12 protein-coding genes are annotated in these 13,725 nt (G+C 73.0%); 8 read left to right on the top strand and 4 right to left on the bottom strand.

Annotated elements, in window-relative coordinates; translation table 11 throughout:
- The first annotated feature begins 65 nt into the window (after positions 1-65).
- Positions 66-1,364, top strand: a complete 1,299-nt coding sequence (locus ACIPWA_RS00670) for an alpha/beta fold hydrolase (protein WP_400287706.1) — start codon at positions 66-68, stop codon at positions 1,362-1,364.
- Positions 1,365-1,443: 79 nt separating this feature from the next.
- Here the strand turns inward: ACIPWA_RS00670 and ACIPWA_RS00665 are convergent, their stop codons facing one another.
- Positions 1,444-2,943 carry a helix-turn-helix domain-containing protein gene (locus tag ACIPWA_RS00665; RefSeq protein ID WP_400287704.1) on the bottom strand — a complete coding sequence of 500 codons (1,500 nt, stop codon included), beginning with the start codon at positions 2,941-2,943 and terminating at the stop codon, positions 1,444-1,446.
- A gap of 137 nt (positions 2,944-3,080) precedes the next feature.
- On the opposite strand from ACIPWA_RS00665, the gene ACIPWA_RS00660 reads away from it, so the two are divergent.
- Complete coding sequence (locus tag ACIPWA_RS00660) at positions 3,081-5,036, top strand: phosphoenolpyruvate carboxykinase (GTP) (protein WP_400287702.1); 1,956 nt, start codon at positions 3,081-3,083, stop codon at positions 5,034-5,036.
- Between the two features lie 196 nt (positions 5,037-5,232).
- On the opposite strand, the gene trpS is transcribed toward ACIPWA_RS00660, so the two are convergent.
- A complete protein-coding gene (gene trpS / locus ACIPWA_RS00655; RefSeq protein WP_400287700.1) occupies positions 5,233-6,375 on the bottom strand; it encodes a tryptophan--tRNA ligase in 1,143 nt (380 codons plus the stop codon).
- A 321-nt stretch (positions 6,376-6,696) separates the two neighbouring features.
- Between trpS and ACIPWA_RS00650 the strand changes: the two genes are divergently transcribed.
- On the top strand, positions 6,697-7,566 hold the full coding sequence (locus tag ACIPWA_RS00650) for an SMP-30/gluconolactonase/LRE family protein (protein ID WP_400287698.1): 870 nt from the start codon (positions 6,697-6,699) through the stop codon (positions 7,564-7,566).
- Between the two features lie 122 nt (positions 7,567-7,688).
- Here the strand turns inward: ACIPWA_RS00650 and ACIPWA_RS00645 are convergent, their stop codons facing one another.
- On the bottom strand, positions 7,689-8,546 hold the full coding sequence (locus tag ACIPWA_RS00645) for a fumarylacetoacetate hydrolase family protein (RefSeq protein ID WP_400288429.1): 858 nt from the start codon (positions 8,544-8,546) through the stop codon (positions 7,689-7,691).
- Between the two features lie 50 nt (positions 8,547-8,596).
- Positions 8,597-9,601 (bottom strand): C-terminal binding protein, encoded by a 1,005-nt coding sequence (locus ACIPWA_RS00640; protein WP_400287696.1) that lies wholly within the window; start codon positions 9,599-9,601, stop codon positions 8,597-8,599.
- A gap of 90 nt (positions 9,602-9,691) precedes the next feature.
- On the opposite strand from ACIPWA_RS00640, the gene ACIPWA_RS00635 reads away from it, so the two are divergent.
- From ACIPWA_RS00635 to ACIPWA_RS00615, 5 genes are all read left to right on the top strand, one after another.
- Entirely contained in the window at positions 9,692-10,459 is a 768-nt protein-coding gene (locus tag ACIPWA_RS00635; protein ID WP_068623721.1) for an SDR family NAD(P)-dependent oxidoreductase, read from the top strand.
- Positions 10,460-10,613: 154 nt separating this feature from the next.
- Complete coding sequence (locus tag ACIPWA_RS00630; protein WP_068709141.1) at positions 10,614-10,967, top strand: nuclear transport factor 2 family protein; 354 nt, start codon at positions 10,614-10,616, stop codon at positions 10,965-10,967.
- Between the two features lie 202 nt (positions 10,968-11,169).
- Positions 11,170-11,757, top strand: coding sequence for a hypothetical protein (locus ACIPWA_RS00625; RefSeq protein ID WP_400287694.1), 588 nt, complete (start codon positions 11,170-11,172; stop codon positions 11,755-11,757).
- A 7-nt stretch (positions 11,758-11,764) separates the two neighbouring features.
- Positions 11,765-13,006, top strand: a complete 1,242-nt coding sequence (locus tag ACIPWA_RS00620; protein WP_400287692.1) for a sensor histidine kinase — start codon at positions 11,765-11,767, stop codon at positions 13,004-13,006.
- Entirely contained in the window at positions 13,003-13,671 is a 669-nt protein-coding gene (locus ACIPWA_RS00615) for a response regulator (protein ID WP_068623714.1), read from the top strand. The genes ACIPWA_RS00620 and ACIPWA_RS00615 overlap by 4 nt, the downstream gene beginning before the upstream one ends.
- Positions 13,672-13,725: the final 54 nt, after the last annotated feature.

Here is a 13,725-nt window from a genome sequence, read left to right as displayed (position 1 = left end):
CGCTACGGATCGCCTCCGACACACCCAGCCTCCAGGACCGGCTCGCGCTCGATAGGCTCGTCGCCATGACCTCCGTGAGCTGCACGATCCCCGGGATGCACGTCACCGACCACGTGGTCGAGGTCCCCCTCGACTGGTTCGACGAGACCGACTCGCGCCGGATCACGGTCTTCGTGCGCGAGCTGGTCGACCCGGTCCGGCGGCGCGAGGACCTGCCCCTGCTCGTGTTCCTCCAGGGCGGCCCGGGCGGCAAGGGGCCACGGCCCACCGGGCCCGAGGGGTGGGTCGGGACCATGCTCGCGACGCACCGCGTGATCCTGCTCGACCAGCGCGGCACGGGCCGCAGCTCGGCCGTGCGCGGGCGCCACCTGACAGCGATCGGCGACGCGGCCGCGCAGGCCGAGTACCTCTCGCACTTCCGCGCGGACTCGATCGTGGCCGACGCCGAGCACGTGCGCCGCACGCTGTTCGGCGGTCGCCGCTGGGAGTCGCTCGGGCAGAGCTACGGCGGCTTCCTCACGCTCACGTACCTGTCACGCGCCGCCGAGGGCCTCTCGGCCTGCTACGTCACGGGCGGGCTCGCAGGCCTCGAGGCCGACGCGACCGAGGTCTACCGCCGCACCTACCCGCGCACCGCGGCCAAGAACGCTCGCTTCGCGTCGCGCTTCCCCGACGACGTCGCACGCCTCGCGCGCATCGCGGACAGGATCGCGGTGGGGGACGTCACGCTGCCCGACGGCGACACGCTCTCGGTGCGACGCCTCCAGACGCTCGGTATGGACTTCGGCATGAAGCCGGGCTTCGAGCGTGTCCACTGGCTGCTCGACGAGGCGTTCGACCACGACGACGAGGACCTGAGCGACACGTTCCTCAGCGAGGTCCGGGACCTGACCTCGTACTGGACGAACCCGCTGTACGCGGTGCTGCACGAGTCGATCTACGCCTCGGGGCACGGGGCCACGGGCTGGGCCGCCGAGAGGGTCCGCGCCGAGCACCCGGAGTTCTCCCCCGAGGCCCGGCCGCTGCTCTTCACGGGCGAGATGATCTACCCCTGGATGTTCGAGGAGATCGCGGGGCTCCGCGCGTTCCGCGGGGCGGCCGAGGAGCTGGCCCGCCGCGAGGAGTGGACCGTGCTGTACGACCTGGACGTGCTCGCGGCCAACGAGGTCCCGGTCGCTGCGGCCGTCTACTACGACGACATGTTCGTCGACGCCCACCTGTCGCTGAACACGGCCTCGCGCGTCGGGAACGTGCAGGCGCTCGTCACGAACGAGTTCGAGCACGACGGGCTGCGCACGGGCGACGTCCTGGAGCGGCTGCTGCCGCTCGTCGACCAGCAGGGCGGGCCGCTGCGCGACGTGTGACGGCGTGCGACGCCGTCAGCGAGGCGGGCGCGACGTGGGCGGGCCAGGGCAGGCAGGGCGAGCGCCGGCCCGGCCCACCTCACTCCGCGCCGGGCGTCGGCGCGTGCTTCTCGAGGAACGCGTAGACCTCCGAGGCGTCGACCCCGGGGAACGACCCCGAGGGCAGGGCCGACAGCACGTGCTGGTGCATGCGCGCGCTGGGCCACGCGACGTCCTCCCAGCGGCGCGCGAGCTGGGCCTGGGGCCGGCGGCAGCAGGCCTCGTCGGGGCAGGTCGAGGCGCGCCGCGCGGTCGTCTCGCGTCCCCGGAACCACTTGGCCGAGGCGAACGGGACCCCGACCGTGATCGAGAACTCGCCCATCGTCGTCGTGCCCGTCTGCGTGCTGCACCAGAACGTGCCCGCCGGGGTGTCCGTGTACTGGTAGGACTCGGTCGCCCGGTCGCGGCGCGCGAAGGCCTCGCGTGCCGCCCACCGGCGGCAGACCAGCTGCCCCTCGATGGCCCCCGTGACGTCGGCCGGGAACGGCAGACCGTCGTTCGCGTAGCCGCGGTAGAGCGCGCCGTCGTCGCCCACGCGCATGAAGTGCACGGGGATGCCCAGGCGCGACGTCGCGAGGTTCGTGAAGCGCTGCGACGCGGCCTCGTGCGAGACGCCGAACGCGTCGCGGAAGTCCTCGACCGCGAGGTCCTTCTCCTTCTTGCGCTGCTCGAGGAACTCGACCGCTGCGGACTGGGGCATGAGGCAGCACGCCGCGAAGTAGGTGATCTCGACGCGCTGGCGCAGGAAGTGCGCGTACGACGTGGGCCGCTGGTGCCCGAGCACGCGGTGCGCGATGGCCTGCAGACCGAGCGAGCGCAGGCCGTGGCTCCCGGGGATCGAGGCCGGCGGCAGGTAGATGCGGCCGTTGCGCAGGTCCGTGACGGTGCGGGTCGAGTGCGGCAGGTCGTCGACGTGGAGCAGCGTGAAGCCGAGCTGCTCGGCCATGCGAGCAACGGTGCGGTGGGTGAGCGCACCCACGCGGTAGCCGGCCCGGCGCGTCATCTCCTCGGCGAGGTCCTCGAGCTCGGGGATGTAGTTGTTGCGCGACTGGCGCTCGAGGCGCAGCTCGGTGTTGGCGCGGCGCGCCTCCTCGGGCGTCGCGATGGCCTCCGACGCGCGCCGGGCGAGCTCGCCGTGCAGCCCCACGAGGTTCTCCAGGACCGGCATGGGCAGCTTCTGGGAGGCCTTGACCGACGGCAGCCCCAGGGTCGCGAAGAGGGGGCCGCGCTGGGCGCGGTCCAGCTCGATCTCGAGCGCGGCCCGGCGCGACGGCGGCTCGTCCGCGAGCAGGTCCGTCACCGTGACGTCGAGCGCGCCCGCGAGCGCCTGGAGCAGCGAGAGCCGGGGTTCGCGCTTGCCGTTCTCGATGAGCGACAGGAGGCTCGCGGTGGTCCCCACCTGCGCACCGAGGGCGTCGAGGGTGAGCTCCCGACCGGTCCGGAACCAGCGGATCCGGCGGCCCAGCGTGATGAGGTCGGTGGTCGCGGGAGCCAGGACCTCGGGGGTCGTGGGGATCTTGCGGTCTTCGTCGACGGCCATTCCTTGACTCTATGTCAAGAACCGCAATTCTTGACAGCGTTCTGGGTGGAAAACTGCGCCGTTCCGGGTCGAAGGTGGAAACAGCAGGACACACGCCCACCGGGCGAACGCCCCCGCCCAGGACCGGAGACCCGATCATGACCGTGACCGCCAACCCTCGCCGCACCCACCTCGCCGCCCTCGCCGAGGAGCTGCCCGACGTGCTCGCCACGCCCCTGGCCGGTGCGGCGTTCGGCCCCGGTGCCCGATCCGCCGTCGGTGCGGACCGCGACCGGCGCGCCTGGGTCCGCGAGATCGCCGACCTGACCGAGCCCGACTCGGTCGTGTGGTGCGACGGGTCCGCGGCCGAGAAGCAGCGGCTGATCGACCTCATGGTCGACGCGGGCACGCTCCTGCCGCTCGACCCCGAGCTGCGACCGGGCAGCTACCTCGCCCGGTCCAACCCGAGCGACGTGGCCCGCGTCGAGTCCCGCACGTTCATCTGCTCGCAGGACGAGGCCGACGCGGGGCCCACCAACAACTGGCGCGAGCCCGACGTCATGCGCGCCGAGCTGCGCGGGGTGTTCGACGGCTCGATGCGGGGTCGGACCATGTACGTCGTGCCGTTCTCGATGGGACCGGTCGGCGGCCCCATCTCGCAGGTCGGCATCCAGGTCACCGACTCCCCGTACGTCGTGGTGAGCATGGGCGTCATGACGCGGGTCGGCAGCGACGTCCTGGCCCTGATCGACGCGGGCGCGCCCTTCGTGCCGGCCGTCCACTCGGTGGGCGCGCCGCTCGTGGTCGACCGCCCCGACGGTTCGGTCGACCTCCACGAGGACGTCGCGTGGCCCTGCAACGACACCAAGTACATCGCGCACTTCCCCGAGACCCGGGAGATCTGGTCGTACGGCTCCGGGTACGGCGGCAACGCCCTGCTCGGCAAGAAGTGCTTCGCGCTGCGCATCGCCTCGGCCATGGCACGCGACGAGGGCTGGCTCGCCGAGCACATGCTGCTCATCCGGGCCACGTCGCCCGAGGGGCGCGCCTACCACCTCGCCGCGGCGTTCCCCTCGGCGTGCGGCAAGACGAACCTCGCGATGCTCCAGCCGACCGTCCCGGGGTGGAAGGTCGAGACCATCGGCGACGACATCGCGTGGCTCCGCCCCGGTCCGGACGGGACGCTGCGCGCGATCAACCCCGAGGCAGGGTTCTTCGGCGTCGCGCCCGGCACGGGCATCGACACCAACCCGGTCGCGGTCGCGACGTTCGCCCGCGACACGATCTTCACCAACGTCGCCCTGACCGACGACGGCGACGTCTGGTGGGAGGGGCTCACCCCCGAGGCCCCCGAGCACCTGATCGACTGGCGCGGTGACGACTGGACGCCCGCCGACGGGGCCGCAGGCACGCCCGCCGCGCACCCCAACTCCCGGTTCACGGTCGCAGCCGCCCAGTGCCCCACGATCGCCGACACCTGGGAGGACCCGGCGGGCGTCCCGATCGACGCGATCGTCTTCGGCGGGCGCCGCGCGACCAACGTGCCGCTCGTCGCCCAGGCCTACAGCTGGGAGCACGGCGTGTTCATGGGGGCCACCATCTCGTCCGAGCGCACCGCCGCGGCCGAGGGCGCGCTGGGCGAGCTGCGCCGCGACCCCTTCGCGATGCTGCCGTTCTGCGGGTACAACATGGCGGACCACTGGGCCCACTGGCTGAGCGTCGGGGCAGGGCTCGACCCGGCCAAGCGACCCAAGATCTTCCAGGTCAACTGGTTCCGCAAGGGGGCCGACGGCTCGTTCCTGTGGCCCGGGTTCGGGGAGAACTCGCGCGTCGTCGAGTGGATCGCCCAGCAGGTCGACCGGTCCCGCGGCCTGCGGACTGACGCGGGTGCGGTGACGAGCGCCGTCGGGCTCCTGCCTGCCGAGGGTGCGCTGGACGTCGACGGGCTCGACCTCCCGCAGGGCGCCCTCGAGGCGCTGTTCGAGGTCGACGCCGCGTCGTGGCTCGCGGAGACCGAGCTCACGAGCGAGTTCTTCGACACGTTCGGCGACCGGGTCCCGGACCAGCTGTGGGCACAGCTGGCGCGTCTGCGGTCGCGGCTCGGGGCCGAGTGAGCCTCGGACTCGTGTGAGGACGCGGACCGGTGCGAGACGCGGACCCGGGCGAGAAGGGCCCCTCCTCGCCGAGGGTGACCACCCCGCCCGCCGACGGTGACGCACCCGGCCGCCGACGGTGACACCTGATGTCCCCTCGGCGGGCGGACTGGTCACCGTCGGCGGGCCCTCACGTCACCCTCGGCCGGAGCACGCGTCACCCTCGGCGGTAGACCATGCCCATGAGCCCGCACACGTCCTCGAGCGTGCGGTCGGCGATCTCGTTGGCCCGCGCGTTGCCGCGCGCGAGGATGTCGAGCACGTCGGGTCCGTCGCCCGCCGCGAGCGCCGCACGCCGCGCGCGGATCGGGCGCAGGTGCTCGACGAGCGCCTCGGTCACGAGCACCTTGAGCCTCCCGGCCCCCGCGGACCCGATCTCGTCGGCGATCTGCTCGGGGGTGCGCCCCGTGCACAGCGACGCGATCGTCAGGAGGTTGGCGACCTCGGGCCGGGCGTCGGGCTCGTAGGTGATGACCCGCTCCGCGTCGGTCTTGGCCCGCTTGACCCACCGGGCCGTCTCGTCCTCGCTCGCCCCGAGCGGCAGCGTGTTCCCGCGGCTCTTGCTCATCTTGGTCCCGTCGGTCCCGAGGATCGTGGGCGAGGGCGCGAGCAGCGCGTCGGGCTCGGGGAAGTACGGGTTAGCGGCGGCGTACCGCTGGTTGAAGCGTCGCGCGACGGTACGCGTCATCTCGAGGTGCGGCAGCTGGTCCTGCCCCACGGGCACGAGGTTGCCGTGGCAGAACAGGATGTCGGCGGCCTGGTGCACGGGGTAGGTCAGCATGAGCCCGCTCATGGCCCGCCCGCCCGTGGCCGCGGTCTCGGCCTTGACGGTCGGGTTGCGGTCGAGCTCGGCGACGCTCACGAGGCTCAGGAACGGCAGCAGGAGCTGGTTGAGCGCGGGGACGGCGCTGTGCGCGAAGACCGTGGTCCGGTCCGGGTCGATCCCGGCCGCCAGGTAGTCGAGCAGGATCTCGCGCACCGTCCCGCGCAGGTCTCCGGCCTCGTCGCGGTCGGTGATGACCTGGTAGTCGGCGAGGATCAGGAAGACCTCGACGCCTGCCTGCTGGAGCCGCACGCGGTTCGCGATGGTCCCGAAGTAGTGCCCGATGTGCAGCGCTCCCGTCGGTCGCTCGCCCGTCAGGACGCGGAACTCCGCGGGGTTCGCAGCGATCCGCGCCTCGACCTCGAGGCTGCGGGCACGGGCCGCGTCGAGGGTCCCGACGGCGGAGCCCGCCTCGGGCGGACGGGTCCCCTGGGCAGGGGTCGTGGCTGCGGCGTGGGTCGCGGTGGTGAGGGTCATGATGCTCCTTGGTTCAGGAGCCGCCCTCGCTCGCCGGAGGCGACGGAGGGCCGACCCGGGCTGCACGCAGGGCAGCTCGGGGACACGACTGGTCACGGCTGCGAGGGCAGCCACCACCAGTTGCGCGTTGTCATGGGCTCAAGGCTACTCCCGACGCCCCTGGGCAGAGCACCGGTGCGCTGCCGAGCGGACCGCCCGGGTCGATCACACCCGTCCCCGGGTACGTCGCCGCGCTCGGTTCACGGCATCGTCCGACGGCTCTGGCGCAGGAGCCGACGCAGCCCGTCCTGCACCGGTTCCCGGGTCCGGGACAATAGCCCCATGCGTGCCGAGAACATCACCGGTCCCGTCGCCCACCACGGCGAGGGGCCTGTGTGGTCCCCGACCTGGGGCGGGCTGCGGTTCGTCGACATGATGGCCGGCGACCTCCTGACCCTCCAGCCCGACGCCACCGTGGCCCGACGCCACGTGGGCGACTACGCGACCATGGTGCGCCCTCGCTCCCGGGGAGGCTACGTCGTCGGGCTGGAGCGTGGGCTCGCGCTCGTGGACGACGAGTCCCCCGACTCCCCCGTGCGCCCCTTCCCCGAGCTGTGGAGCGACCCGACGGTCCGCCTCAACGACGGCTCGGCGACCCCGGACGGCGCGTTCTACGCGGGGTCCATGCCGTTCGACGACCGCGCGGGCGCAGGCGCCCTGTACCGCGTCGAGCCCGACGGCGCCGCTCGCCTCGTGCTGTCGGGCGTCACGTGCTCGAACGGGCTGGGCTTCTCCCCCGACGGGACGCTCGCGTACTACGTGGACACGCTCACGTGCCGCGTCGACGTGTTCGACTACGACCCGGGCGCGGACGAGCCGCTCGCGAACCGTCGGGCACTGGTCGAGATCCCGCGCGAGGACGGGCTGCCCGACGGGCTCACGGTCGACGCCGAGGGCGGCGTGTGGGTCGCGCTGTGGGGCGGCAGCGCGGTGCGCCGCTACGCCCCGGACGGCTCGTTGACCGAGATCGTCGAGCTGCCCGCCTCGCACGTCACGGCGTGCACGTTCGGCGGCGTGGACCTCGACGAGCTGTACATCACCACCTCGCGGCTCATGATCGGCGAGCCGTTCGAGCCCGAGCTCGACGCGGGGTCGGTGTTCCGCGTGGTGCCCGGGGTCGAGGGGCTGCCGGTCCTGCCCTTCGCGGGGTAGGCACGCGGCGCCCTGCGCAGCGAGGCGGGAGAGGGGCCGGTGGACGCCGGCACCTCTCCCGCCTCGCTGCGCAGAGCACGCCCGGGCGACCGGTGACGGACGCACGGCCGAGCCTCAGGTCGTCACACGACCGCGTCGCGGACCTTCTGCTCGCAGCGGCCCAGGCCCTCGATCTCGACGGCCATGGCGTCGCCGTCGACCAGGTAGGGGAAGCGGCCCGAGAGCGCGACCCCCTGCGGCGTCCCGGTGTTGATGACGTCCCCCGGCTCGAGCACCATGTACTGCGACAGGTGCCACACGAGGAAGTCGACGTCGAAGATCATGTCGGCCGTCGACGAGTCCTGGCGGACCTCGCCGTTGACCCACGAGCGCAGGCGCAGGTTCGTGGCGTCGACCTGGTCGGCCGGGACGAGAGCGGGACCCATCGGGTTGAAGGTCTCGCAGCTCTTGCCCTTGGACCACTGACCGCCCGAGACGGCCATCTGGTAGTCGCGCTCGGACACGTCGTTGGACACCGTGTACCCGGCGACGTGCGCCGCGGACTCCGCGGGCGAGGCGAGGTATCGGGCCTTCTTCCCGATGACGATCGCGAGCTCGACCTCCCAGTCGACCTTCTGGGCCCCTGGGGGCAGCAGCACGTCGTCGTCGGGGCCGACCACGGTGTTGGAGTGCTTCCAGAAGATGATCGGGACGGTCGGCGGCTCGGAGCCGGACTCCGCCGCGTGCGCGGCGTAGTTCATGCCGATGCACACCACGGCCGTGGGCCGGGCGACCGGGGCCCCGACCCGCAGCGCGTCGGCGTCCACGACCACGGGCAGCTCGCCCGCCTCGAGGGCGGCCCGGGTGCGCGCGATCCCGTCGGCCGCGAGGAACTCGCCGTCGACGTCGCGGGTCAAGGAGTCGAGCGAGTAGGTGGTGCCGTCCGCGGTGCGGACGACGGGACGTTCGTGGCCGGGGAGGCCGAGGCGCATGAGCTGCACGTGCTGCACGGGGTGCTCCAGGAGGTCGTCTTCAGGGATGAAACAGGACGTCAGCGTGCCAGGGCGCGCGCGTAGTCCGGGTTGACGATCGAGCCGACGGGACGGCCCGCGAGGAACTCGATCGCGTTCTGCGCGGTGTGCACGGGCAGGTCGGCCATGGCCTCGGGCGAGAACCAGGCGGCGTGCGGGCTCAGCAGCACCTGGTCGAGCGTGCGCAGGCGTGAGTCCGCGGGCAGCGGCTCGTGCGAGAACACGTCGAGCGCCGCAGCCCCCAGGTGGCCCCCCTCGAGCGCGTCGGCCAGCGCCTCCTCGTCGATCAGGGGGCCACGGCACGTGTTGACCACGACGGCGCCCGGCTTCATGGTCGCGATCGACGACGCGTCGAGCAGGTGCCGCGTGGCCTCGCTGAGCGGGGCGTGCAGGCTCAGCACGTCGGCCTCGGCGATGGCCTGCTCGCGCGATACCGGCAGGTAGCCGGCCGCGGCGACGTCGACGTCGGGCACGAACGGGTCGTGGACCAGGACGCGGTAGCCGAGCGCCGCGCAGCTGCGCGCCACGAGCGAGCCGATCCGGCCGTAGCCGATGACCGAGACCGTGGTCGCGGACAGGCGCGCGGCCATGGGTCGCGGGGCGGTCGCTGCCCAGACCCCGCTGCGCACGGCACGGTCGTAGCTGACCAGCCCTCGGCTCAGCCCGAGGACCATCGCGACCGTGTGGGACGCGACCTCCTCGATGCAGTAGGTCGGGGTGTTCGCGACGGCGATCCCGCGCTCGGTCGCAGCGGCGACGTCGACCATGTCGTAGCCGATGCCCATGCGGCTGATGAAGCGGACGCCCTCGATCTCGTCGAGGACTCGGGCGGTCAGGGGCGCCCACTGGACGACCAGGGCGGACGGGGTCGCGCCTGCGGCCGCGGCGTCGCGGACGAGGTCGATGACGGCGTCCTCGCTACGGGCCGCCCCGCGCACGACACCGAGGCCGGCGGCCGTGACGGTGTCTTCGCAGGCGGTGCCCGGGAGGTCGCAGTCGGTGATGACGACGGTGTCGGGGTTCATGAGCAGAAATGCTATAGCATCTAGCAACCCGGAGCCAGCGTGCATGGACAGGTGCTTGCGCTCCCCACAATTTGCTATAGCGTTTGGCCCATGGCTCGACGACTTGCGCTGATCACGGGCGCCAGCTCCGGGATCGGTTCCGCGACCGCCCTCCAGCTCGCCCGTGACGGATACGACCTCTGGCTCACCTACGCCCACGACGAGCTCGGGGCGCGCACGACCGCGGACCTCGCGACCGAGCTCGGCGCGACGTGCCACGTCTCGCGCCTCGACCTGCGCGACGTCGCGTCGGTCGAGAAGCTCGTCACGCGGGTCGACCGGCAGTGGGGCATGCTCCACGTCCTGGTCAACAACGGCGGCATGTGCCCGTACCGCGCGCTCGACGACATCGAGCTCGACGAGTGGGACGCCGTCATGGAGACCAACGCGCGCGGCACGTTCGTCCTCTCCCGCGCGGCGCTCCCTCTCCTGCGGGCCGCCGCAGCCCCCGAGGGCGAGCCTCCCGTCGACCGCAGCATCGTCAACGTGGCCTCGATCGCGGGCCAGCAGGGCGCGCTCAAGACCGGGGTGCACTACGCCGCGAGCAAGGGTGCGCTCCTCGCGATCACGCGCAGCTTCGCGCGCCTCCTGGCCGCCGAGGGGATCCGCGCCAACGCGGTCACGCCAGGCCCCGTCACGAGCAACATCACGAACCAGCTCGACGACGTGGGTCGCGCGGCCCTGACGTCCTCGATCCCGCTGGGCCGGTTCGGCACGCCCGACGACGTCGCGTGGGTCATCGCGTCGCTCGCCTCCCCACGGGCCGGGTTCGTCACGGGAGCCACGTACGACATCAACGGCGGCGTCCGGATCGACTGACCCGGCACGACAGGGCCGGACCCGCGCCGGACCCGACAGCGCGGGGCGCGCTCCGCCGTCGGGCCGCTCCTCCCCCAGGGCCCCCGCCGCGGCGACGAGCACCTACGACAGCCTCGCACCACCCACCCGACGACCACGACGAGACGAGCACCGCATGACCGAGCGCACCGCACCCCCGAGCGAGACGGCCCACGCCGTGGTCACCGAGCAGGTCGCCGCGTTCAACGCGCACGACCTCGAACGGTTCCTCGCGACCTACGCGCAGGACACCGTGGTCGTGGGCGTCACGCCCGAGCCGATCGTCGGCAAGGACGCGCTGCGCGCCTTCTACGGTCCCCGCCTTGCAACCGGAGATGTGCACTGCACAATCGATGCCTCGGTGACGTACGGTGAACGATGGGTGGTCGCACGCGAGATCGTGACGACCTCGAACGGGTCGGGCGAGACCATCGCCACCTTCGAGGTCCTCGACGGCGTCATCACCCGGGCGAGCATGCTCAAGGCCTGACGCCCCCACGAACGCGGAGCCCGGTCGGTCACCCCCCTTGATCGACCGGGCTTCGCTCTGCTCGGACGGTGACGACACAGGGGGCACCTCCACCCGGCCACGGCCGGGATCTCCACCCGGATCTCCACCCACGGGCCGTGGGCACGGGCGCTCGGCCCGAGCAGGCTGAGGGCGTCGTCCCACCTCAGCCCAGGAGCCCTCCGTGAACCCCGAGAACCTCGAGCCCGCACTGATCGCCGTCGCCGTCCTCTGCTGGCTCGGCTACCGACAGACGACCTGGCGCGCGGTCTCGGCGCGCATGTGGACGCTCCCTGCGATCCTGGGCGCGGTCGGTCTGCTGTCCCTCTCGTCCGCGATCACCGTCCGACCGACAGGACTCGACCTGCTGGTCGTCGCGAGCGAGCTCGTGGTCTCGGTCGGCGTCGGCGCCCTGATCGGGGTGATGACCTCGTTCCGGGCGATCGACCTCGCCCGCGCGTCTGCCCCGGGGGCGGCGGCCCGCCGTCGGGCCCGAGCGGTCGCCGCGGGGGCGACGCTCGAGGCCCGCACCGGCTGGGCAGCACTGGCACTGTGGATCGCGCTCGTCGTCGCACGCCTCGTGACCGGCATGCTCGCGGGCGCCGCCGGCGCGCACCTCGCGGCCTCGGTCGGGGTGATCCTGCTGCTCCTCGCGGCCAACCGGGCGGCCCGTGTCCTGGTCGTGAGCGCACGGGCAGGGCGCGTCGAGCACGAGCACGCTGCGTCCGCCGATCGGGGTGCGGGACTCCGCGCTCCCGCACAGGTCGCATGATGGTCGGATGACCACGCCCGCTCTCGCCGGGGACTCTCCCGCGACTCTCACCGAGGCCTCTTCCGTGACGCCCCGTGGCGACACCACCGACGCCCTGCGGCAGCAGGTCCTCGCGGCCGACACCGGGCACAGCCGGACCGGGCAGATCCTCAACCTTGCCGGGGCCGCGGTGGTCGCCTACGTGCTCGTGACCCAGCTCGTGCGGCCGCCCGCTCAGGTTCCCCTGTCCCTGGTCCTGTGGCTGGGGCTGGTCGCGGTCACCGCCTGGGTCGTCCGCGTGCTCGTCCCGCTGCGACGCGTCGGCGTCGTCACGGCGGCCGAGCTCGTGATGACGGTCTGCGGCGCGCTCGTCGTGGTGCCCACGGGCGGCCTGACGATCGCCCCCGCCTTCGCGGCCGTCGTCATGGCGATCGGTCGACCCGCACGCCCTCTGGGCTACGGGATCGGTCTCGCCGCGACGGCCGTCGCACTCCAGGGAGTGTTCCTGGTCGTCCGCGGCGACTTCCCCGCGGTGCTCGTCCTGGGGATGGTCGCGGTGTTCGTGCTCGCAGCGACGCTGGGGTTCAGCCGTCGGCAGTCGCGCATCGCGACCGCCGGCTCCCAGCTTCTCGCGGCCGAGCGGCTCGTCGCCGCGCACGACCGCGTCCGCTCCGCGGCTCTCGAGGAGCGCGCCCGGATCGCCCGGGACATCCACGACGTCCTGGCGCACAGCCTAGGAGGTCTCGTCGTCCAGCTCGACGCGATCGAGGCGCTGCTCGAGGTGGGGGACGTGGCCGGGGCGGCGTCCCGCGTCTCGGCCGGACGCCGGCTGGCCGCGTCGGGCCTGCGCGAGGCGCGTTCCGTGGTCAGCACCCTCGCGACTCCCGAGGACGACCTCGCCGCGCTCCTCGCCGACCACCGAGAGCTCGGCGGCACCGTGAGCCTGGTCGAGTCGGGCGATCCTCGCCCCCTCGACGACCAGCAGTCGGCCGCGATCCACCGGGCGCTGCAGGAGGGGCTCAGCAACGCGCGCAAGCATGCTCCCGGGATGCCCGTCGGTGCGGCGATCGTCTGGGACGATGCTCGCGTGCTCCTCACGCTCACCACTCCCCGCGCGCCCGGCCCGCATCCGTCCCTCGCCGAGTCAGGGGCCGGTCACGGACTGGCAGGGATGCGCGCCCGGGTCGCCGCCCTCCCGCTCGGCGGCGAGGTCCACGTCGACGACGGCGCCGAGACGTTCACCGTCACGGTCGCCGTCACCCTGCGATGAACGGCGAACGTATCCGGCTCCTGGTCGTCGACGACCAGGCGATCGTCCGGGACGGCCTGGTCACGGTCCTGTCGCTCGTCCCCGACTTCGAGGTGGTGGGCGAGGCCTCCGACGGCGGGCAGGCCGTGCGGCTCGCCGCGGCCCTGCACGCCGACGTGATCCTCATGGACCTGCGCATGCCGGGAGTCGACGGGGTCGAGGCCACGACCCAGATCCTCGCCGAGCACCCGGCCACGGCCGTGCTCGTCCTGACGACCCACGCCGACGACGCGTCGATCCTCGGCGCCCTGCGTGCCGGGGCCCGTGGCTACCTCACCAAGGACGCCGGACGCGCCGAGGTCGCGAACGCGATCCGCACGGTCGCGCTCGGTCAGACGCTCCTGGCCCCGGCCGTCAGCGAGGTGCTCGTCGGGTCGTTGACCGGAGGACGCCCCGTGGGGACCGTCTCGGCCCCGGCAGCCTCGCTGCCGCTGTCCCGCCGGTTCCCCGCGTTGACCGCCCGGGAGCGCGAGGTCCTGGAGCTCGTGGGGCAGGGGCTCAGCAACTCGGAGATCTCCGAGCGGCTCTTCGTCGGCATGACGACCGTCAAGACCCACATCAACGCGATCTTCACCAAGCTCGAGGTCCGCGACCGCGCGCAGGCGATCACGCTCGTGCGCTCGTAGGCAGAGGCGCTCCGGCGTCCCTCCGTCCGGTCTCGGCGCGGGCGCGCGGGACCG

It is taken from the genome of Oerskovia enterophila, from assembly GCF_044748475.1.
Lineage (GTDB): Bacteria > Actinomycetota > Actinomycetes > Actinomycetales > Cellulomonadaceae > Oerskovia > Oerskovia enterophila.
This window is presented reverse-complemented; position numbering and strand designations above follow the sequence as displayed.

What these genes read in the sequence shown, in the direction of transcription:
- ACIPWA_RS00670 (WP_400287706.1), top strand. Translation starts at nt 66, where the DNA reads ATGACCTCCGTGAGCTGCACGATCCCCGGGATGCACGTCACCGACCAC.
- ACIPWA_RS00665 (WP_400287704.1), bottom strand. Translation starts at nt 2,943, where the DNA reads ATGGCCGTCGACGAAGACCGCAAGATCCCCACGACCCCCGAGGTCCTG.
- ACIPWA_RS00660 (WP_400287702.1), top strand. Translation starts at nt 3,081, where the DNA reads ATGACCGTGACCGCCAACCCTCGCCGCACCCACCTCGCCGCCCTCGCC.
- trpS (WP_400287700.1), bottom strand. Translation starts at nt 6,375, where the DNA reads ATGACCCTCACCACCGCGACCCACGCCGCAGCCACGACCCCTGCCCAG.
- ACIPWA_RS00650 (WP_400287698.1), top strand. Translation starts at nt 6,697, where the DNA reads ATGCGTGCCGAGAACATCACCGGTCCCGTCGCCCACCACGGCGAGGGG.
- ACIPWA_RS00640 (WP_400287696.1), bottom strand. Translation starts at nt 9,601, where the DNA reads ATGAACCCCGACACCGTCGTCATCACCGACTGCGACCTCCCGGGCACC.
- ACIPWA_RS00635 (WP_068623721.1), top strand. Translation starts at nt 9,692, where the DNA reads ATGGCTCGACGACTTGCGCTGATCACGGGCGCCAGCTCCGGGATCGGT.
- ACIPWA_RS00630 (WP_068709141.1), top strand. Translation starts at nt 10,614, where the DNA reads ATGACCGAGCGCACCGCACCCCCGAGCGAGACGGCCCACGCCGTGGTC.
- ACIPWA_RS00620 (WP_400287692.1), top strand. Translation starts at nt 11,765, where the DNA reads ATGACCACGCCCGCTCTCGCCGGGGACTCTCCCGCGACTCTCACCGAG.
- ACIPWA_RS00615 (WP_068623714.1), top strand. Translation starts at nt 13,003, where the DNA reads ATGAACGGCGAACGTATCCGGCTCCTGGTCGTCGACGACCAGGCGATC.